Source organism: Peteryoungia rhizophila (genome assembly GCF_004912145.1).
In the GTDB taxonomy this organism is placed as follows: Bacteria; Pseudomonadota; Alphaproteobacteria; order Rhizobiales; family Rhizobiaceae; genus Allorhizobium; species Allorhizobium rhizophilum.
In genome coordinates this window covers 986,492-1,005,123 of the sequence record NZ_STGT01000001.1, presented here as the reverse complement: position 1 = coordinate 1,005,123, position 18,632 = coordinate 986,492, and the positions used below count along the sequence as shown (strand labels likewise).

General features: G+C 62.2%; 18 protein-coding genes and 1 riboswitch. Of the genes, 6 read left to right on the top strand and 12 right to left on the bottom strand.

Annotation, left to right across the window (positions count from 1 at the left end; translation table 11 throughout):
- Positions 1–10: 10 nt before the first annotated feature.
- On the bottom strand, positions 11–628 hold the full coding sequence (locus E9677_RS04710) for a LysE family translocator (RefSeq protein WP_136556897.1): 618 nt from the start codon (positions 626–628) through the stop codon (positions 11–13).
- 138 nt (positions 629–766) lie between these two features.
- On the opposite strand from E9677_RS04710, the gene E9677_RS04705 reads away from it, so the two are divergent.
- The gene (locus tag E9677_RS04705; protein ID WP_205910112.1) at positions 767–1,384 is read left to right on the top strand and encodes a LysE family translocator; all 618 of its coding nucleotides are present in this window, start codon (positions 767–769) and stop codon (positions 1,382–1,384) included.
- A 3-nt stretch (positions 1,385–1,387) separates the two neighbouring features.
- Here the strand turns inward: E9677_RS04705 and E9677_RS04700 are convergent, their stop codons facing one another.
- Positions 1,388–1,690 carry an NIPSNAP family protein gene (locus E9677_RS04700; RefSeq protein WP_136556895.1) on the bottom strand — a complete coding sequence of 101 codons (303 nt, stop codon included), beginning with the start codon at positions 1,688–1,690 and terminating at the stop codon, positions 1,388–1,390.
- A 1-nt stretch (position 1,691) separates the two neighbouring features.
- Positions 1,692–2,594, bottom strand: a complete 903-nt coding sequence (locus E9677_RS04695; protein WP_136556894.1) for a DMT family transporter — start codon at positions 2,592–2,594, stop codon at positions 1,692–1,694.
- Positions 2,595–2,700: 106 nt separating this feature from the next.
- On the opposite strand from E9677_RS04695, the gene E9677_RS04690 reads away from it, so the two are divergent.
- Positions 2,701–3,159: an Lrp/AsnC family transcriptional regulator gene (locus E9677_RS04690; protein WP_136556893.1), complete on the top strand. Its 459-nt coding sequence runs from the start codon at positions 2,701–2,703 to the stop codon at positions 3,157–3,159.
- 6 nt (positions 3,160–3,165) lie between these two features.
- On the opposite strand, the gene E9677_RS04685 is transcribed toward E9677_RS04690, so the two are convergent.
- Entirely contained in the window at positions 3,166–4,050 is an 885-nt protein-coding gene (locus E9677_RS04685) for a GNAT family N-acetyltransferase (RefSeq protein ID WP_136556892.1), read from the bottom strand.
- Between the two features lie 10 nt (positions 4,051–4,060).
- Positions 4,061–4,537, bottom strand: coding sequence for a dUTP diphosphatase (gene dut, locus E9677_RS04680; protein ID WP_136556891.1), 477 nt, complete (start codon positions 4,535–4,537; stop codon positions 4,061–4,063).
- Positions 4,538–4,623: 86 nt separating this feature from the next.
- Between dut and E9677_RS04675 the strand changes: the two genes are divergently transcribed.
- Both E9677_RS04675 and E9677_RS04670 read left to right on the top strand, forming a co-directional pair.
- The gene (locus E9677_RS04675; RefSeq protein ID WP_136556890.1) at positions 4,624–6,207 is read left to right on the top strand and encodes a peptide chain release factor 3; all 1,584 of its coding nucleotides are present in this window, start codon (positions 4,624–4,626) and stop codon (positions 6,205–6,207) included.
- Between the two features lie 179 nt (positions 6,208–6,386).
- On the top strand, positions 6,387–10,079 hold the full coding sequence (locus tag E9677_RS04670) for an autotransporter domain-containing protein (protein ID WP_136556889.1): 3,693 nt from the start codon (positions 6,387–6,389) through the stop codon (positions 10,077–10,079).
- A 65-nt stretch (positions 10,080–10,144) separates the two neighbouring features.
- On the opposite strand, the gene E9677_RS04665 is transcribed toward E9677_RS04670, so the two are convergent.
- On the bottom strand, positions 10,145–10,819 hold the full coding sequence (locus E9677_RS04665) for an HAD-IA family hydrolase (RefSeq protein ID WP_205910099.1): 675 nt from the start codon (positions 10,817–10,819) through the stop codon (positions 10,145–10,147).
- A gap of 123 nt (positions 10,820–10,942) precedes the next feature.
- A riboswitch (TPP riboswitch) is annotated at positions 10,943–11,039 on the top strand.
- A 49-nt stretch (positions 11,040–11,088) separates the two neighbouring features.
- Between E9677_RS04665 and thiD the strand changes: the two genes are divergently transcribed.
- Positions 11,089–11,916 (top strand): bifunctional hydroxymethylpyrimidine kinase/phosphomethylpyrimidine kinase, encoded by an 828-nt coding sequence (gene thiD, locus E9677_RS04660; protein ID WP_136556888.1) that lies wholly within the window; start codon positions 11,089–11,091, stop codon positions 11,914–11,916.
- A gap of 80 nt (positions 11,917–11,996) precedes the next feature.
- Here thiD and E9677_RS04655 read toward each other — a convergent pair whose 3' ends face one another.
- Entirely contained in the window at positions 11,997–12,908 is a 912-nt protein-coding gene (locus tag E9677_RS04655; RefSeq protein WP_136556887.1) for a pirin family protein, read from the bottom strand.
- A gap of 241 nt (positions 12,909–13,149) precedes the next feature.
- Between E9677_RS04655 and E9677_RS04650 the strand changes: the two genes are divergently transcribed.
- Positions 13,150–13,974, top strand: a complete 825-nt coding sequence (locus E9677_RS04650; RefSeq protein ID WP_136556886.1) for a class II glutamine amidotransferase — start codon at positions 13,150–13,152, stop codon at positions 13,972–13,974.
- 9 nt (positions 13,975–13,983) lie between these two features.
- On the opposite strand, the gene E9677_RS04645 is transcribed toward E9677_RS04650, so the two are convergent.
- The 5 genes from E9677_RS04645 to E9677_RS04625 form a co-directional block, all read right to left on the bottom strand.
- A complete protein-coding gene (locus tag E9677_RS04645; RefSeq protein ID WP_136556885.1) occupies positions 13,984–14,337 on the bottom strand; it encodes an MmcQ/YjbR family DNA-binding protein in 354 nt (117 codons plus the stop codon).
- Positions 14,334–15,548 (bottom strand): bifunctional phosphopantothenoylcysteine decarboxylase/phosphopantothenate--cysteine ligase CoaBC, encoded by a 1,215-nt coding sequence (gene coaBC, locus E9677_RS04640; protein WP_136556884.1) that lies wholly within the window; start codon positions 15,546–15,548, stop codon positions 14,334–14,336. Before coaBC ends, E9677_RS04645 begins: the two co-directional genes overlap by 4 nt.
- 88 nt (positions 15,549–15,636) lie before the next feature.
- Entirely contained in the window at positions 15,637–16,677 is a 1,041-nt protein-coding gene (locus E9677_RS04635; RefSeq protein ID WP_136556883.1) for a sensor histidine kinase, read from the bottom strand.
- Positions 16,678–16,693: 16 nt separating this feature from the next.
- Positions 16,694–17,131 carry a response regulator gene (locus E9677_RS04630; protein ID WP_136556882.1) on the bottom strand — a complete coding sequence of 146 codons (438 nt, stop codon included), beginning with the start codon at positions 17,129–17,131 and terminating at the stop codon, positions 16,694–16,696.
- Between the two features lie 2 nt (positions 17,132–17,133).
- Positions 17,134–18,621 carry a sensor histidine kinase gene (locus tag E9677_RS04625; protein WP_136556881.1) on the bottom strand — a complete coding sequence of 496 codons (1,488 nt, stop codon included), beginning with the start codon at positions 18,619–18,621 and terminating at the stop codon, positions 17,134–17,136.
- Positions 18,622–18,632 lie beyond the last annotated feature (11 nt).

The following is an 18,632-nucleotide window of genomic DNA, read 5'->3' as shown; positions in this document are numbered from 1 at the left end:
CCCTGCAAACTCAGGCGGCGCGGGCTGCAATATAGGCCGCCGTGCCGGCGAGGATGCCCGCTGCGCTGCGGTTCAGGATCTTGAGCGCCTCTGGGCGCTTGAGCAGTCCACGCGCCTGGGCCGCAAGCAGGATATAGGGCAAAAGCACTGCCATCAGTACGATGAAAGTCAGCCCCACCAGCAGCACATAGTCCGCAAGCCCGATCGCCTCGAGCGGAATGAGTGTCGGCACCAGCGCGACGTAAAACAGCATGGTCTTCGGATTGCCGAGCGTCACCAGCAGGCCGGACAGGAAGGACAGTGCAGGTCGCATCGCCTTTTCCGCCTTGATGTCCTGCGGCAGCAGTCCTGATGTCCAGAGCTTCCAGGCGACATAGATGAGATAGGCAGCCCCGAGGAATTTCAGGATCAGGAATGGCGTGGCGAAGGTCTTGGCCAGCACTGAGAGCCCGAGGATCACGGCGGTCAGGTAGACGATATCGCCGAGGATCAGCCCCAGCCCCATGAAGAAGGTCGGCCTGAAGCCCGAACCCAGCGCGCGCGCGACAATGGCGGTCATGCCCGGCCCCGGAATGGCAGCCGCGATGAAGAGAGCGCCGCAATAGGCGATGATGGTCGTCAGGGTCATGGGCGTCCTCCAGTCCACATTCCTAATCTCGGGCTGAGAGACTTGCAACGGTGACACGATCGGAATTGCGATGCGTAGCCGACTGCGGTTAGGAGGCATGATCCTTTCAAGGAAACAACGCCCGTGCCCAGCCTCCCCATGCTTCTCGCCTTCGCGCTGATCTGCCTCGGCATGGTGCTGACACCGGGGCCGAACATGATCTATCTCGTCTCACGCTCCATCTGCCAGGGACCCATGGCGGGGCTGGTCTCGCTCGGCGGTGTGGCGCTCGGCTTTGTCGTCTATGTGCTGTTGACCGCGCTCGGGATCACGGTCCTGCTCTTCGCCGTCCCCTTCGCCTATGATCTGCTCAAGTTTGCCGGCGCGCTCTATCTCGCTTGGCTCGCCTGGCAGGCGCTGAAGCCCGGCGGCCGCTCGCCCTTCCAGGTCCGCGACTTACCCGCAGACAGCAATCGAAAGCTCTTCCTGATGGGCTTCGTCACCAGCCTGCTCAACCCGAAAGTCGCCGTGCTCTATCTCTCGCTGCTGCCGCAATTCATCGATCCGGCCGCCGGAAGCGTGCTCCTGCAGTCTCTGGCGCTAGGCTTCACCCAGGTGGTGATCAGCGTCACGGTCAACGGCCTCATCGCGCTCTCTGCCGGTTCCATAGCCCTCTTCCTCGCCGGACGCCCTCTCTGGATGGTGGTCCAGCGCTGGCTTATGGGCACGGTGCTGGCGGCTTTGGCGCTCCGCATGGTGATGGAGGGGCAGAGGTGATGATCAGAACATCGGCCGCATGAAGCTACGCTCATAGCGCAGGATGCAGCGGGTCTCCTCGGCATAGGCGAAGGCCGCCTGACACTCGGCATCCGCCGCCATCGCCGCGCGATAGTCCTCATAGGCTGCGAGCGAGGGAAAGCTGAACAGCGCGAGCGCGATGTCGTTTGCACCCTCATGCGGCAGGAAATAGCCATGATGGGTGCCGCCCAGCCGGTTGACCAGCGGGATCCAGAGAGCCGCATAGTGCTCGAATTCCTTCAGCTTGTAGGGATCGATCTCGTAACGCAGGCTGCAGGTGATCATGTCAGGCCTTTCGGTGTCTGGGCAGGAGATGTCGGGGCGTGAGGTTGAGGGTCGTGCCCACGGCGGCAAGCAGGATCGCCGCGCCGCCCAGTGCCTGCCCGGGCGTCAACACATGGCCATAGGCCAGCATATCCACCACGATGGCGACGACAGGGTAGAGGAAGGACAAGGTGCCCGTCATTATCACCGGCAGCTTCTGGATCGCCGAATAGAGGAAGGCATACATGGCTCCGGTGTGAACCACACCGATGGTCGCCACCATCGCCCAGCTCTGCGGGGAACTCGGCAGGGCGTTGAAATCGGCGAAGGGCAGCAGGATGACGATGCCGGTAAGGACCTGGATCAGGGCGATGACATAGGGTGACGTGCCGCGCAGCTGCCGGGTGACAAAGGCGGCCACCGCATAGCAGAAGGCGGCCCCAAGCGAGAGAAGGATTCCAGTGACATATCCAAGGCCCGCTTGTCCGCCGATGGGTGCACCGCTCAGGGTCATCGCCAGCATTCCGGTAAAGGCAAGACCCATCCAGCCGAGTTTGGTACCGCTCACGCGCTCCCCAAGGAAAAGGGCACCGAGACCGACGAGCATGAACGGCTGAAAATTGTAGACGATCGTGGTCACAGAGATCGAGGCCAGCGGATAGGCCGAAAACAGCAACAGCCAGTTCATCACCAGCGCCACACCGCCACCGGCCGCGATGAGGATCCGCTTCGCATCGAGACCTGAATTGGAAAAGGCCTTCAGGTGATAGCAGAGCAAGGCGAGAACCGGAGCGCCGATCAGGCAGCGGAAGAAGACCACATTGTAAGGGCTTTGGCCCGATTGTAGCACGAACCAGCCGATCGTGCCGGACATGACCATGGCGAGGGTCATGTCGAAAATTCCGCGCTTGATGACAGGGTTCATGGTCGATCTCCGAATTTCCCTCAGTCTAAGCGCGCGCTTCCGATATTTCCTTTTGGGAAATTAGGTGTACTCTGCTTTTGACGGAATTATGTGCAGGAGATCGGCGATGAATCTTCATTTTTCTCAGGCGCTCGATGCGGCAGACCGCAGCATCGTCGAAGCGCTCGCGCACGATGCCCGTCTGTCGCTGAAAGAACTGGCCGCGCGGGCGGGCCTGTCGTCGCCCGCCTGTTCGGAGCGGCTGCGACGTCTGGAAGAGCGCGGCGTTCTGCAGGGGTATGCAGCCGAAGTCTCACTGGAAGCTCTTGGCTATCCGTTACAGGCCATCATGCGCGTGCGCCCCTTGCCGGGAATGCTGCATATCGTCGAAAAGATCATTCTGGAAACGCCCGAGATCATCGAATGCGACAAGATCACCGGTGACGACTGTTTCGTCTGCCGGGTGGCCGTTCGCAATATGGCCGATCTCGACCGTGTCCACGACCGCATCACCGAGAGGGCGCAGACCAATACATCAATGGTCAAGTCCACGCCACTCAAGCGACGCCTGCCGCCGGTCCTGTGATCCGCATTAAAAATCAGCCATCGGCGACAGCATGCTGGGCGTAGGTATGTCGGATGGCTGAAGTCCCCTAACCATCAGGGCACACGATCCGTCATATGGTCTGGCGTCTCCGATCCATCCGAGGCGATCCGTCGGAAAGAACACGTCAACGCGATCAGGCAGCAGGCCCATGACGGCGCGGATTTCTGACATTGATGGTATCTGTCGGGCGACGATATCGAGCATGTGCATAACCTCGCTACAGATTTTCCAGGCAATGATGGCGTCGAGGGTGGGTAAATAACTGAGCCGGACCTCCGGATCGAAAAGAGTATTGAGCACGAACATTTCGGATTGGCGGACAATGGCAAGGGAACTGGAGACAGGTTGCCGATCTGCGAGAATGGACAAGGTCAGCGCGATATCGTCTGGGTTCGTCAAGTCGAGATCCCGCGTATTAACCTCCGTGGAAGAGCTTTGCGGCAAGTTTCCGCTAAACCGAAACTGCTGGAAAACTTGAAAACCAAATGCGCGATAGAGATCTGGCTTGTCTGTTAAAAGAATGCCGGCCTCGAACCCTTGTGCGTCGGCCCAGGCAAAGGCTCGGTGCATGAGGTCGCGGTAAAGGCCTCGTCCACGAAACGCCGGGCGAACGGCACCAGATTGAAAACCTGCAGCCTTGACGACGCGCCCCTCGACGACAAGCGGCATGGCAAACGCCGAGAAATTGGCAATGCAGCGGCCGGCCTCGTCAAAGTAGCCAAACGGCATCGACGACGGGTCTGGTCCGCCGAGGCGGTCCTGCAGACCGATGTCAATGCCAAACACGTCGTGCAGCAGATCTGCGAGCGCCTGAAATGCCGCCGCATCTCCAAAGTAGTTCTGCCGCAGCGTCAGCCTATCTTCCGACATCGTGGCGTCCTCACACCCCCGTCGAACCAAACCCCCCAGCCCCCCGTACGGTGTCCGATGTATCGGTGACTTCAGCCACCCGCACCTGCGTCACCGGCGCGATGACCATCTGTGCGATCCGCATGCCGCGGGTGATGACAAAATCCTCCTGGCCGAGATTGATCAAAAGGACCTTGACCTCGCCGCGATAATCGCTGTCGATGGTGCCGGGTGTGTTGAGGCACGTCACGCCGTTCTTGAAGGCGAGCCCCGATCGCGGCCTGATCTGCGCTTCGAAACCCGCAGGAATTTCCATGATGAAACCTGTCGGGACAAGCGCTCGGGCGCCAGGCGCAAGTGTCAGTGGCTCACCGTCATCCACGGCAGCCCTCAGATCCATGCCGGCTGCCCCGGCTGTCTCGTAGGCCGGCAGGTCGAGGCCCTCGCCATGCGGCAGACGCTTCAGATTGAGCACGGGGCCGAGGACATCGGAGCGGTTGGCGGACATGGGCACATTCCTTTGTTTGCGCGCTCAATTGCATATTGGCCTTCGAAACGCTAGATAACCGCCGACCAAAAGGAATTCCAAACACCATGGCCGAAACGCTCGCAGAGGCGGTCTCCCGCCGCCGCACCTTTGCTATTATCGCGCACCCGGATGCGGGTAAGACGACACTCACCGAAAAGCTGCTGCTGTTCGGGGGTGCGATTCAGCTCGCGGGTGAAGTCAAGGCGAAGAAAGATCGCATCCAGACCCGCTCGGACTGGATGAAGATCGAGCGCGAGCGCGGCATTTCTGTTGTCACCTCGGTGATGACCTTCGAGTATGAAGGCAATGTCTTCAACATCCTCGACACGCCGGGCCACGAAGACTTCGCCGATGACACCTATCGCACGCTGACCGCCGTCGATGCCGCCGTCATGGTCATCGACGCCGCCAAGGGTATCGAGCCGCGCACGCTGAAGCTGTTCGAAGTCTGCCGCATGCGCGACATCCCGATCATCACCTTCGTCAACAAGATGGACCGCGAAAGCCGCGACATCTTCGAGATCCTCGACGAGGTCGAAGAGAAGCTGGCGCTGGACACGGCCCCGATCACCTGGCCCGTCGGTCGTTCGAAAAGCTTCTGCGGCTCCTATAATCTGGTCGACAACACCTTCCGCGGCTCTGACAAGCAGGTCGAGGCGCTCGCCGTCAACAGCCCGAAGAACGTCGCCGAAAACCTGCCGGAAAACGAGCGCGCCACCTTCATCGAGGAGCTGGAGCTGGCGCAGGAAGCCTGCAAGCCCTTCGATCACAAGGCTTTCCTCGAAGGCCATATGACGCCCGTCTTCTTCGGCTCGGCGCTCCGGAATTTCGGCGTGCGTGACCTCATCAATGCGCTGGGTGCCTTTGCGCCCCCGCCGCGTGACCAGGTGGCCGACACCCGCACGGTGCATGCGGCCGAAGACAAGATGACGGCCTTCGTCTTCAAAATCCAGGCCAACATGGATCCAAACCACCGCGACCGCATCGCCTTTGCGCGCATCTGCTCCGGCAAGCTGGAACGCGGCATGAAGGCGCGCCTTGCCCGCACCGGCAAGCAGATGGGCCTGACCGCCCCGCAATTCTTCTTCGCCTCGCAGCGTCAGCTGGCCGACACGGCCTATGCTGGCGATGTCGTCGGCATCCCGAACCACGGCACGCTCAGGATCGGCGACACGCTGACCGAAGGGGAGAACCTGGTCTTCCAAGGCGTGCCGAACTTCTCGCCGGAAATCCTCCGCCGCGTGCGGCTGGAAGATGCAATGAAGGCGAAGAAGCTGAAGGAAGCCCTGCAGCAGATGGCCGAAGAAGGCGTCGTGCAGCTCTTCTCGCCGGAAGACGGCTCGCCCGCCATCGTCGGTGTCGTCGGCGCGCTGCAGCTGGACGTGTTGAAGGAGCGCCTTCAGGGCGAATACGGCCTGCCGGTCTCCTTCGAAATGTCGCGCTTCCAGGTCTGCCGCTGGATCTCGGCCGAGCAGAAGGACGATCTGGAAAAGTTCATGACCCAGCGTCGCGGCGATATCTGCCGGGATCTCGACGGCGATCCGGTCTTCATGGCGCAGGACCAGTTCTCGCTGCGCTACGAGTCCGAGCGTTACCCCGCCATCAAGATGGTCGCCATCAAGGAATATCACGTCGCCAAGGCGGCGTGACCAGGCCGGGTTACACCCAGAAGTGGTCCAGATCCATGCGGATTTTGGCCGGATCCTGACCTTTGCACTTCGCGCCGGCGTGATACTGTTCCCACAACTTCAAATCTTGTGTGGGCGGTCGTTGCGACCGGGGCGTTTTGTTCAAGACATTTTCACGTAAAGACCGCCTCTGGGCGCTTTTGACATCGGCCAGCATCCTTCCTTTCCTGGGAGGAACCGTTCAGGCCGGCTCGGTCAACTGGACCGGCGCCACCTCCAATGACTGGTTCACGGACAGCAACTGGGAATGGGACACCGGCGCGCCGACGCGCGACGACGATGCGCGCATCGACCAGATGGGTGTCGTAATCAACGGTCAGGATGCCGATGCGGAAAACCTCTTCATCGGGATCGTGTCGGCCGGTGGCCTCAGCGTCCAGGACGGGCTCAACACCACCACGACCGCGCTCGGCTACAATGCCGGTTCGTCGGGCACGCTGACCCTCTCGGGCGATCCCGGCAGCTGGATCAACAATGGTGCGACCTATGTCGGCGCTGACGGCATCGGTGTCGTCAATGTCGAGACCGGCAGTGAATATTTCAGCCTCGACGTCTATCTCGGATCGGGGGCGACCGGCAGCGGCACGCTAAATGTTTCCAACCAGAGCGATTTCGAAGCGCGGGACAACTTCTTCATCGGTTATGGCGGCACCGGTACCTTCATCCTGGAGGAGGAGTCCAAGGCCTTCTCCGGACGCACGGTCATCGCAGACGGATTGAATTCTTCCGGAAGCGCGACGGTGGCGACGGATGCCACCTGGAACATTACCGATGATCTGATCGTCGGTGGCGCCGGCGTGGGCACGCTGACCATCAGGGAAGGCGCTGACGTGTCAGGTGAATCGGTCTTCATCGGAAATGGCACGTATGCGTCCGGCAGTGCCGTGACAGTCACCGGTGCCGGGACCACCTGGTACAATACGGGCGCCCTGTTTGTCGGCTCATTCGGCGATTCCACGCTGGAGATCCTCGCCGGTGCCGAAGTCGAAAACGGCGCGGCGATCATCGGCCGGCATTCCACCTCGTCCGTCACGGTATCCGGCAGCGGCTCCACCTGGACCACCGGCGCACTGCTGGTCGGCGGCGATCGCTCCGACTCGGACCCGACTGCAGGCAACGGCACAATGGAGATCCTGGCGGGCGCAACAGTCAACGGCACTTCTGCGATCCTGGGCGATAGCACACTGTCAGAAGGAACGGTCAATGTCGATGGAAGCGGCTCTCTCTGGGATCTGTCGGACCGCGTCAGCGTCGGCGGTCTCGGCGAAGGCACCGTCACCATCACCAATGGCGGCAAGATCAGCTCGACCGGCGGCCTGATCGGACATGAGGCATCAGGCTCCGGCCTCGTGACTATCTCCGGAAACGGCAGCCTCTGGGAAAACACGGGCGTCTTCTATGTCGGCAATGTCGGCGACGGCACGCTCCAGCTTCTGACCGGCGGCGACCTGACCAGCACAGACGGTTATGTCGGAACGGAAAACGGCTCGGACAGCGAAGCCACCGTCAATGGCACCGGCTCGAGTTGGATCATGAGCGGTGACTTCCTCGTCGGGCACAACAGCGGTTCGCTAGGCTCCGTCACGATCTCCGCCGGCGGCCTGATCGAGAACCGGCAGGGCATCCTGGGCGATCTCGCCTTGTCCTATGGCCAGATGCTCGTGACCGGCAACGGCTCTCTCTGGGACGTATCGAGTGACCTGAATGTCGGCCGCATCGGGGAAGGCGCGCTCACCATCGCTCTGGGGGGCGATGTCAGCGCTGCGCGCAGCCTGATCGGCAACAATGCCAACTCGATCGGTGAGGCCACGGTCTCGGGCAATGGTTCGACCTGGACCACGAGCGGCGGCCTCTATGTCGGTAACGAAGGCACTGGCACGCTGATCGTGACCGGCGGCGGCTTTGTTTCCGCCGACGAAATCACCATCGCCAACCGGGCCGGCTCCTATGGAACTTTCATCATTGGAGCAGCACTCGGGCAGACCGCGGGCGGCAGCGCCGGTTTCGATGCCGAGGAAATCCATTTCGGTGACGGCACCGGGGCGCTCGTCTTCAATTTTGGCGGTGCCGATGTCAGCTTCGACTCTGTCATCGACGGCACCGGCAAGATCACGGTTGCCAACGGCAAGGTTCTTTATGGCGGTGATGGCAGCGCTTTCACCGGCACGACAGAGGTCTCCGGTGGCACGCTGCACCTGGCCAATGCCAGCCTTGGCGGCATACTCTCCGTATCCGGCTGGGGAACGCTGAGCGGAACGGGCACCGTCGGTTCGACCACGGTCGCAAGCGGCGCGACGATAACGCCTGGAGGCTCCGGCGTTGGAACTCTCACGATCGATGGCAATCTCGTGATAGATGCGGGCGCCACCTATGAGGTCGATGTCAACACTGCGACCGGCGCCAGCGACCTACTGCATGCGACCGGCACGGCAAGATTGACAGGGGGCTCGGTTCTCCATGTGGGCCCGTCCAGCGGTTACGGCTTCGAGCGGTCCTATGTCATCCTCACAGCTGATGGTGGCCTCACCGGCACCTTCGATACGGTCGCTTCGAACTACAGCTTCCTCGATGCGGCCCTCGGATACGACGCCAATGATGTGACCCTGACTCTCACCCGGAATGCCGTCGATTTCGCCGATGTCGCGCAGTCGACCAACCAGTCGGCCACGGCAGGAGCGGTTGAGGGGCTGGGATCGGGCAATGCGATCTATGACGCGGTCGTCGTACTCGACGATGAGGGCGCTGCCAATTCCTTCCAGCAGCTTTCGGGCGAAGTCCATGGCCAGGGCATGAGCGCCAGCGTTGAAAACAGCGGCTTGATCCGCAACCTCGGCAGCAATCGTGTCCGCTCGTTCTTCGGCTCTGTCGGCGCAGGTCAAGGCAATACCGTCGCACTCGGCACAGGAAGCACCGGCGGCAATTCAACCGCTCTCGCCTATGGCGAAGAAAAGACAAAGACGGCGGCTGAATTGGCCGCCGAGTCGATCCTGGTCACGCCGAAGCCGGCAGGACCTGTCGCCTGGGCGGAAGCCTATGGCGGCTGGGGCAAAAGCTTCGGCGAAAACGGCGATGCCGACCTCTCCAATTCGATCGGCGGCATCGCCTTCGGCATCGACACGGCCGTGCCCGACACCACCTGGCGGCTCGGCATCCTCGGCGGCTATGGCGCCGCCTCCTTTGAGCTCTCTGATGGGCGTTCGAGCGGCGACAGCGACGATTTCGACATCGGCCTTTATGGTGGCAACCAGTGGGGTCCGCTCGCCCTGCGCTTTGGCGCACTTTTCAAGCACCAGCAGGTCTCGACCGAACGCACCGTCGATTTCGGCGGCTTCACCGACCAGCTCTCGGCAGACTACGGGACCAATACTGTGCAGGCCTTTGCCGAGCTCGGTTATGAGGTGAAGGTCGAGGATATCAGGCTCGAACCCTTTGTCAGTCTCGCCCAGGTCCATATGCACACGCCCGCCTTCACCGAAGAGGGCGGGGCGGCTTCCCTGTCCCGCCAGGCGAGCGATACGAACCTCACCTTCACCAATCTCGGCCTGCGCGCGGCGACCGACTGGCAGCTGGCCGGCAAGGGCGTCACGATTCGCGGTGGTGCGGCCTGGCAGCATGCCTTCGGAGATACGGCGACGGCATCGTCGCTGTCCTTCGCCGGCGGCAGCGATTTCGTCACCTCCAGCAAGATCGTGGCAGACAACAGCCTGCTCCTGCAGGCCGGCATCGACATGCCCATGGGGGATCTCGCCACGGTCGGCGTCAGCTTCGATGGCAGCTACAGCAATCGCGGCAACGCCCAGACGGTCAAGCTGAACTTCCAGAAACAGTTCTGACATCACCCTCCGGAGCGCCGGGCCGTCTGGTGAGTCTGGTGAGCCGGCCCCACGGCCGGCCTCAGTCAGCCGGCCGGCGCGATCCGCAGGCCCTGTGATGGCTCAAAGGCAACCCGCAAGCGCTCGTAGGTCGCAATCGTCGGATGGGGCGTGTCGAACGGATGCGCGTGTGTGGCCGTGATGACAGCGACATCGGCGCCAGCCGCTTCTCCAGCCCTGACGCCTGCCAGCACATCCTCGAACACCAGACAGCGGGACGGATCGACGCCGAGCTTCTGCGCGCCCAGACGATAGCCGGCAGGGTCAGGCTTTCCGATCTTCACATCCTCGGCCGTCACGATCTGCAGCGGCTGCGGCAGGCCGGCAGCACCGATGCGGGCACGGGCAAGCGCTGAAGGCGCCGACGTCACGATCGCCCAGCGCTCCGCCGGCAGGCTTGTCAGAAAGGCGATGGCGCCCGGAATGGGCACGATGCCGTCCAGATCCTCGATCTCGCCGCGCTCGACTTCAAGCGCCTCCTTCACCACATCGATGCCGGGCAAGTTCAGCGCGCTGATCGTGTCGATCCCGCGCTTGCCATGCATGGTGGGAAGGAAGGTCTCGAGATCAAGACCATGCCTCAGCGCCCAGCGGCTCCAGACACGCTCGGCAGCGGCAATGGAGTTGAGCAGCGTGCCATCCATGTCGAAGAGGAAGCCGTCATAAAAGCGGTCGAAGAGCCGGTCGGGGGAATGATGCAAGGCGTGGATCCTCTGGTGGTTCGCCGGAAATGCTCTATCGGCTCCGGTCGGCGGCTGCAAACACTGAATTGGAAAGAGGGTCGAAGGCAGGTGACAGCGCCATCGCTCTCGCCTAGTTTGAGCCTTGAGAGACAGGGGCGTCTGGCGAAAGCTGGGCTGAGAAGCACCCTTCGAACCTGAACCAGATCATGCTGGCGGAGGGAGTCGCTCGGGTGCCGCGGGCTCTCCGCGTCTGCCCGTCGCTTCTCCGCCGCAAAGGAGAAGCCGACATGACACCGTCCCCCATCCGCAACGTGCTGACCATTGCCGGTTCCGATCCCTCCGGCGGCGCCGGCATCCAGGCCGATCTCAAGGCCTTTTCCGCGCGGGGCTGCTACGGCATGGCGGCGATCACGGCGCTGACAGCACAGAACACGCGCGGCGTCTCAGCCGTGATGCCGCTCGATCCCGCCTTCGTCGCGGAGCAGATCCGCATGGTCTTTTCCGATATCCGCGTCGATGCGGTGAAGATCGGTATGATCGCCAATGCCGGCATCGCACGCGCAGTCGCCGAAGCGTTGAGGCCCCATCGCGGCATCCCTGTCGTGCTCGACCCTGTCATGATCGCCAAGGGCGGCGCCTCCCTGCTCGATCCGGATGCCGTCGAGGCCCTGAGGAGCGAGCTCCTGCCGCTGGCGACCCTGCTCACCCCGAACCTGCCCGAGGCCGCAGCCCTGCTCGGCGATCCCGAGGCTTCCGATCGGCGCATCATGGAATCCCAGGCCATCAGGCTAACCGCACTCGGTCCCCGGTGCGTGCTGGTCAAGGGTGGTCATCTCAAGGGCCGTGAAAGCCCGGACGTGCTGGTGGCGGAAGGAGAGGTGAGCTGGTTCGAGGCGGATCGCATCGAGACGCGCAATACTCATGGAACCGGCTGTTCCCTGTCGAGCGCGCTGGCGGCCGAACTGGCAAAGGGGCTCGCCACGTCGGAGGCCGTGCGGGTGGCCAAAGTCTGGCTCGCAGAAGCCGTGCGGACGTCGGGCGCATTGTCGGTCGGATCGGGACATGGGCCCGTCCACCATTTCCATGCCCTTTGGAAGGTCACTGAGCAGGATTGATGCTCGGAGGATGGGGTTAACAAAAAAAAGAAAACCCGGCGGTGGAGTGCCGCCGGGTGAGTTGAACTTGACTGCAGGGGTTAATGATCGGCCTTGATAAAGGTTCCGTTCTGCAATTCTTTCATCGCCTGCATCAGCTCTTCGCGGGTGTTCATCACGATCGGCCCGTGCCATGCGACCGGCTCCTTGATCGGCTTGCCCGTCACGAGCAGGAAGCGGATGCCCTGTTCGCCGGCCTGCACGGTGATCTCGTCGCCGGTGTCGAAGACGACGAGTGTCCGGTTGCCCGAAAGGTCGCGGATGTTGAGTTCCTCGCCCATGTATTCCTTCTCGACCTTGACGCCGAAGGGCTTCGACGCATCGCGGAACGAGCCGGAGCCGGCGAAGATATAGGCAAAGGCCGAGCGGTAGGTGTCGACCGGGAAGGTCTTGCGCTTGCCGGGCGGCACTGAGATGTCGAGATAGACGGGCTCGGCTGCGATCCCGTCGACCGGCCCCGCCTTGCCCCAGAATTCGCCGGAGATGACACGCACCGACGTCCCGTCATCATCGACGACGACGGGAATGTCGCCCGACTTGATGTCCTGGTAGCGCGGCTTCGTCATCTTTAGCGAAGAGGGCAGGTTGGCCCAGAGCTGGAAGCCGTGCATGCGGCCGGCAAAATCCCCCTTCGGCATCTCCTGGTGAAGGATCCCGCTGCCCGCCGTCATCCACTGCAGGTCGCCCGCACCCAGCATGCCCTGATTGCCCAGGCTGTCGCCATGCTCGACGGTCCCGGCCAGTACATAGGTGATCGTCTCGATGCCGCGATGCGGATGCCAGGGAAAGCCGCGCACATAGTCGCTCGGCGTGTCGTTGCGAAAATCGTCCATCATCAGGAAGGGGTCGGTCATGTCAGGATCGCCGAAACCGAAGACGCGGTGCAGCTTCACGCCGGCACCTTCCATGGTCGGCGTTGCCTGGCTCTCATGCTTGACGGGACGAATGGACATCGGGGATCTCCTCGGAACGAAAGGGTTCGGTTACAGCCAATATAGTCGATCAGAGGACACTGCGGAGGAGCGCTAGACGCAACGCAGTGTTCACTTTTGCTCGTGTTGCGCTGCAGAAAGCCATTGCCGGTCCTGATAAAATTCTGTCATGAATGCGGTGATGTTTGCAAATCGTTAGCCATTCGAGCCAAGACTGGATGAAATCGCCGGTGGTTCGGCGGATCGGGAGTTGTAAGGACATATGTGTCGCTGGGCAGCCTATCGCGGAGTTCCGATCTTCCTGGAAGAGCTCGTCACCTCGCCTGCGCACTCCCTGATCGAGCAATCCCATTGCGCAACGCGTGCGAAGACCGCGACCAATGCCGATGGTTTCGGCATTGCCTGGTATGGTGATCGCCCAGAGCCCGGCCGCTTCCGCGACGTGCTCCCCGCGTGGTCCGATTGCAATCTGAAGAGCCTCGCCCGCCAGATCCGTTCGCCGCTGTTTCTCGCGCATGTGCGGGCAGCCACCCATGGCGCGACGCGTCGCGACAATTGCCATCCCTTCGTGCATGGCAACTGGTCCTTCATGCACAATGGCCAGATCGACAATTTCGACCGCATCCGCCGCCCGATGGAAGGCATGCTGGACGACGAGCATTTCCACGCCCGCGTCGGCACCACCGACAGCGAACTTCTCTTCCTGCTTGCCCTGCAATTCGGTCTGCGGGAGCGCCCGATCGCGGCGATGAGCGAAGCCGTCGGCTTCGTCGAACAGATCAGCCTGCATCTGACCGGCGAGGCGCGTATTCGCCTGACGGCCGCCTTCTCCGACGGGGAGACGCTCTATGCGGTGCGCTATTCCACGGATGAACATGCCCCGACGCTCTATGCCGCGCCCATGGGACCGAAGGGCAGCTACTGTCTCGTCTCGGAACCCTTGAACGACGAGACCGATACCTGGGTCGAAATCCCGGCAGGCAGCGCAGTGATCCTCAATGAAAACGGTCTGGATGCCGCTGAATTCGAGCCGCAGGTCGAGCGCATCAGGCTCGATCAGGCCCGCCAGCCCGCCATGGCCGTCTGAACTCTTACCTCAAACGGCAATCCCGAGTTCTGCCCTGAGCTTCTTCGTCAGCCCTGTTGCGACCAAAGCGTGGGAGCGGCGGATATACTCCGCCACCTCGGCGTCATCGAGCTCGGATCCCGGATCGATTGTCACCCATTTTCGCTTGGCGAAATAGGGCGCCTGCGCAACGCCGCTGAGTGCCGTTAGGATCTCGAAGCTCTCTTCGCTCACCTTGAAGCAGATCCGCCGTTCGGCATCGGTCAGCAGCGTGAACACCTTGTCCCCCACCTTGGCGACGCGGGCGTCCCATTGGTCGGCAATACTGGTGCCCGGCAGGCCGTGCACGAGCGCCTCGAATTCGGTCCGGTCGAAGAGGCTCATGCGCCCGTTCCTCCAATCTGGGTGGCGATCCACAGCGCCAGCCGCTCGGCCACTTCGCCCTTGGTCAGATCGGGCCAGGCCTCGACCCCGTCATGCGAGATCAGGCGAACCCGGTTGCGATCCCCGCCCATCACGCCGGTCTCGGACGAGACGTCATTGGCGACGATCAGGTCGGCCCCTTTGCGCTCGAGCTTGGCGCGGCCATTGTCTTCGACATTCTCCGTCTCGGCGGCGAAGCCGACGACGAGGCGCGGCCGCTCCGGGTGGTGTCCGATGGTCTTCAGAATGTCAGGGTTTTCGGCGAGTTGCAGCGGTGGCGGCGCCTCGCCGGGCTGCTTCTTTATCTTCTGCTCCGCCGAGGTCGCGACCCGCCAGTCCGCGACGGCTGCGACCATCACCGCGATGTCGGCTGGCAAGGCGGAAAGGACGGCATCGCGCATTTCTTCGGCCCGTTCCACATGCAGTGTCCGAAGGCCGACGGGATCTGCAATGGTCACAGGTCCGGAAACGAGGGTCACATCCGCACCGAGGCGGGCAAGGGCGGCAGCGATCGCATGTCCCTGTTTGCCGGATGAGCGGTTGGCGATATAGCGCACGGGGTCGATCGGCTCATGGGTCGGGCCGGAGGTGACGACGGCTTTGAGGCCTGCCAGAGGCTTCGGCCCGGAAAGAAGATCCTCCACTCGGGCGGCTATTTCCAGCGCTTCGGCCATGCGCCCACGGCCGCGCTCGCCGCTCTCCGCCATCTCGCCGTCCATCGGCCCGATCATCTGGATCCCGTCGCGCTGGAGCACGGTGAAATTCCGCTGTGTGGCCGCATGTGACCACATCTTCGGGTTCATCGCCGGCGCGATCAGCACCGGACGGTCGGTCGCCAGCAGCACGGTCGAGGCGAGGTCGTCGGCCAGACCGTTCGCCATCTTCGCCATCAGGTCGGCGGTGGCAGGCGCGACCAGAACCAGATCGCATTCCCGCGCCAGCCGAATATGGCCGACATCCTGCTCGTCTTCGCGCGAGAAGAGCTCGGTATAGACATGGCTCGCCGAAAGGGCGCCGACGGCAAGCGGCGTGACGAATTCCTGCGCCCCCCGCGTCATGATCGGGCGCACGTCTGCCCCGCGCTCCCGAAGCCTCCGGATGAGGTCTAGGCTCTTATAGGCGGCGATCCCGCCCGCGATGATCAGCAAAATGCGCTTTCCGGCCAAGGTCATGAACTGGGACCCCTTTCTGTCGGCCGGACCCTAGCGCAAAACCTTCGGGCGGCAAACGCTTGAGGACAAGACTGGTAAATGGACGAAATCAGCCGTTTGAATCGAGGCGCAGCGGCACCTCGGCAATCGTCCCGCGCTCGGCTTCGAGATAGCGCAGGCCCTCGCCGAGGGTCGCAGCCATCGACTTCACGATGCGGCTGCCGAGGCCGGTGCCCTTCGGCGCGCTGTCGGGCACCATGCCGACGCCGTCGTCTTCTACCCGCAACATCGCCTCCTCGTCGGAGATCCGCTTGAGCTGCACGCGGATATCTCCACCCTGGCCCTGTGGATAGGCATATTTGAACGCATTGGTGACGAGTTCGGTGACGACCATGCCGACGGACACGGCCTTGTCGGCAGTCAGCGTGATCGCATCCGCGTCGAGCAAGAGCCGGACCGGTTTCTCGGCGCTGTGCAGGGAGTTGTAGAGCTCGGCTGTCAGGCGGTTGAGATAGCGGTCGAGTTCGACCTTGCTGACGTCGTCGGAGGTATAGAGGCTGCGGTGCATGCCGGCGATCGCCGAGATCCGCGCCTGGGTCTCTGCCAGTTCCGCCTTGACCTCGTCGCTGCGGGCACTCGATATCTGCAGGCGCAAAAGGCTCGCCACAAGAGCGAGAGAGTTTGCCACGCGGTGGTTCACTTCCGCGAGCAGCGCCTCAGCACGCTCTTTGCCCTGGCGGATTTCCTCGTCGGCCTTCGCCTTGGCAGCCCTCAACTGGGCATTGGCGACGGATTGCTCGATGGCGCTCGTCAGCAGCGGCAGGAAGTCGTCGCTGACCGACTTGATCACATAGTCGGCGGCACCCGCCTTGATCGCCTCGATGGCGATCTGGGCCTCGTTGGAGCCCGTGACATAGACGACCGGCAGATCGACACGGCTTTCGCGCATCTGCGCAAGCACCTCGTGACCGGTCCCGCTGCGAAGATAGTGGTCGAGCACGACGACGTCGAAGGCTTCGCTATGCATGACTTCGAGCGCAATGGTCGCGGTCTCGGCATGGGACACGTCGTGCCCCATCCGACCGAGGTGCTTCTGCACCAGCCTCGCGATGGCCGCGTCGTCGTCGATATAGAGGACGCGGAAGCTCATCGTCCCTGTCCCGCCGTCATGGGATTTGCATGACGGAGAAGAAGAGGCCAAGCTGGCGGATAGCATTGGCGAAATTGTCGTAATCGACGGGTTTGGTAATATAGACATTGGCCCCGAGGTCATAGCAGCGCTGGATCTCCCGCTCGTCATCCGTGGTGGTCAGAATGACGACCGGCAGCCGTCGCGTATGCGGATTGGATTTGATCTGGTCGAGAATATCGGTGCCGGACATGTCTGGCAGGTTGAGGTCAAGCAGGATCAGCAGATAACGATCTTCCGAAACCTTGCCGCTGCGATCCTTGCCGAGAACATGGTCGAGAGCTTCTGTCCCGTTGGTGAACGGTATGATCTCGTTGTGCACGCCGGCGCGACGCACGTTCTTTTCGATGAGACGGGCGTGACCCTCGTCGTCCTCGATCATGATGATGGTGACTTCTTTACCCACGGCTTTCATATTCAACTCCGTACCAAGCGTGACAGGTCAGATGGCAGTCGCAGGACGAAGGTCGAACCCTCCCCGAAACGGGACCGAACGGTGATCTCTCCCCCGAGATTCCGCGCAAGCGAGCGGACATGGGCAAGGCCAATGCCTTCGCCGGACTGGTCCTGCTGGCCGGAACGACGGAAGAGTTCGAAAATACGTTCGTGATCCTGTTCTGCAATGCCACGGCCATTGTCCTCCACTTCGATCCGAACCATGTGACGCCCTTCGGGCGCTGTCCGAACCTTGAGGGTCAAGGGCCTATCCGGATGCTTGTACTTGATAGCATTATCGAAAAGGTTACCGAGAATCTGTTCGACCGAAAGCCGGTCGGTGTTGAGGCGAGGCGCTTTGATGTCGAGATCGATGTTACCGTCGCTCTCGCTGATCTGATGATACACGCTGGCAGTGATCGTTTCCAGCAGTGGTTGCAGCTCCACGACCTCGGGTTTCAGCTGGCGCCGTCCGTCGCGGGAAATCTTGAGGATGGCATTGATCAGGCCATCCATCTTCTTTGTCGACGACCGGATGAAGCCGATCGCTTCCGGCAGGTCCTCCGCCGCTGCCAGCCGCGCCTCGTGGATCTGTTCCTCCGACACGGCTTTGCCGTCGTTCAGCACATAGGCCTGCAGTGCCTTCAGCGAAGCATCCAGCTCCGCCGTGAAGCCCATGATGTTGACCAGCGGCGCACGCAGGTCGTGGGTAACGATATAGGCGAAGCGCTGGATCTCCTGATTTGCCTGCATCAGATCTTCGGTGCGTTCCGCGACGCGGGCTTCGAGGCCCTCGTTGAGCACTTCCACCTCGCGCCGGGAGGCTGCAAGCGCCCGGACATGTTGCGCGACCACGAGGATCGCGCCGCCCATCACGGCGATGATCGCGATGCCGCCGCCGATCGTGATCCATTGAAGCTGCCGTGTGGCAGCAAGTTGGGCCTCGGTTCCCATTTCGACATTGGCGTCGGACAGTTCCTTGAACTGCTCCAGCATCTGGCGGATGTCATCCATCAGTTCCCGGCCGAGATCGCTCTGGATGAGTTCGATGGCCTGGTCCTGCTCGCCGCTGCGCACGAGATTGATGGCCTGGCCCATTTCGTCCAGCTTGCCGCGGACCCTGTCGCGCAACTCGTCCATTTGCGCCGCCTTGATGGGGCGATCCTTCACGGCTTCCCCAAGCCGTTCCAGGTCTTCACGGATTTCGGTGGCCGCACCTTCGTAAGGCTGCAGGAACAATTCGTCGCGCGTGATGACGAAACCGCGCTGGCCGGTCTCGGCATTCGTCAGCTTCTGCATCAGGTCTGCCGCCATGCGGCGGATATTGCGCTCCTGCAGGATGTAGTCGAAGGTCGACCGTGTGCGCTCGACGAGACCGAAGGTCGCGACGATGATTCCGATTAGGATTCCGGTGCCGATCAGGAGAAAGAGCAGCGTGGACCGAACGAAGCCGGTTTGGGTGGCGGACATGTAACTCCTGG

Bases quoted from the DNA above. Each gene is read 5' to 3' on its own strand.
- coaBC (WP_136556884.1), bottom strand. From the start codon at position 15,548: ATGACCTTGGCCGGAAAGCGCATTTTGCTGATCATCGCGGGCGGGATC.
- E9677_RS04690 (WP_136556893.1), top strand. From the start codon at position 2,701: ATGAATCTTCATTTTTCTCAGGCGCTCGATGCGGCAGACCGCAGCATC.
- E9677_RS04625 (WP_136556881.1), bottom strand. From the start codon at position 18,621: ATGTCCGCCACCCAAACCGGCTTCGTTCGGTCCACGCTGCTCTTTCTC.
- E9677_RS04705 (WP_205910112.1), top strand. From the start codon at position 767: ATGCTTCTCGCCTTCGCGCTGATCTGCCTCGGCATGGTGCTGACACCG.
- E9677_RS04630 (WP_136556882.1), bottom strand. From the start codon at position 17,131: ATGAAAGCCGTGGGTAAAGAAGTCACCATCATCATGATCGAGGACGAC.
- thiD (WP_136556888.1), top strand. From the start codon at position 11,089: ATGACACCGTCCCCCATCCGCAACGTGCTGACCATTGCCGGTTCCGAT.
- E9677_RS04655 (WP_136556887.1), bottom strand. From the start codon at position 12,908: ATGTCCATTCGTCCCGTCAAGCATGAGAGCCAGGCAACGCCGACCATG.
- E9677_RS04685 (WP_136556892.1), bottom strand. From the start codon at position 4,050: ATGTCGGAAGATAGGCTGACGCTGCGGCAGAACTACTTTGGAGATGCG.
- E9677_RS04645 (WP_136556885.1), bottom strand. From the start codon at position 14,337: ATGAGCCTCTTCGACCGGACCGAATTCGAGGCGCTCGTGCACGGCCTG.
- E9677_RS04700 (WP_136556895.1), bottom strand. From the start codon at position 1,690: ATGATCACCTGCAGCCTGCGTTACGAGATCGATCCCTACAAGCTGAAG.
- E9677_RS04710 (WP_136556897.1), bottom strand. From the start codon at position 628: ATGACCCTGACGACCATCATCGCCTATTGCGGCGCTCTCTTCATCGCG.
- E9677_RS04650 (WP_136556886.1), top strand. From the start codon at position 13,150: ATGTGTCGCTGGGCAGCCTATCGCGGAGTTCCGATCTTCCTGGAAGAG.
- E9677_RS04695 (WP_136556894.1), bottom strand. From the start codon at position 2,594: ATGAACCCTGTCATCAAGCGCGGAATTTTCGACATGACCCTCGCCATG.
- E9677_RS04635 (WP_136556883.1), bottom strand. From the start codon at position 16,677: ATGAGCTTCCGCGTCCTCTATATCGACGACGACGCGGCCATCGCGAGG.
- E9677_RS04675 (WP_136556890.1), top strand. From the start codon at position 4,624: ATGGCCGAAACGCTCGCAGAGGCGGTCTCCCGCCGCCGCACCTTTGCT.
- dut (WP_136556891.1), bottom strand. From the start codon at position 4,537: ATGTCCGCCAACCGCTCCGATGTCCTCGGCCCCGTGCTCAATCTGAAG.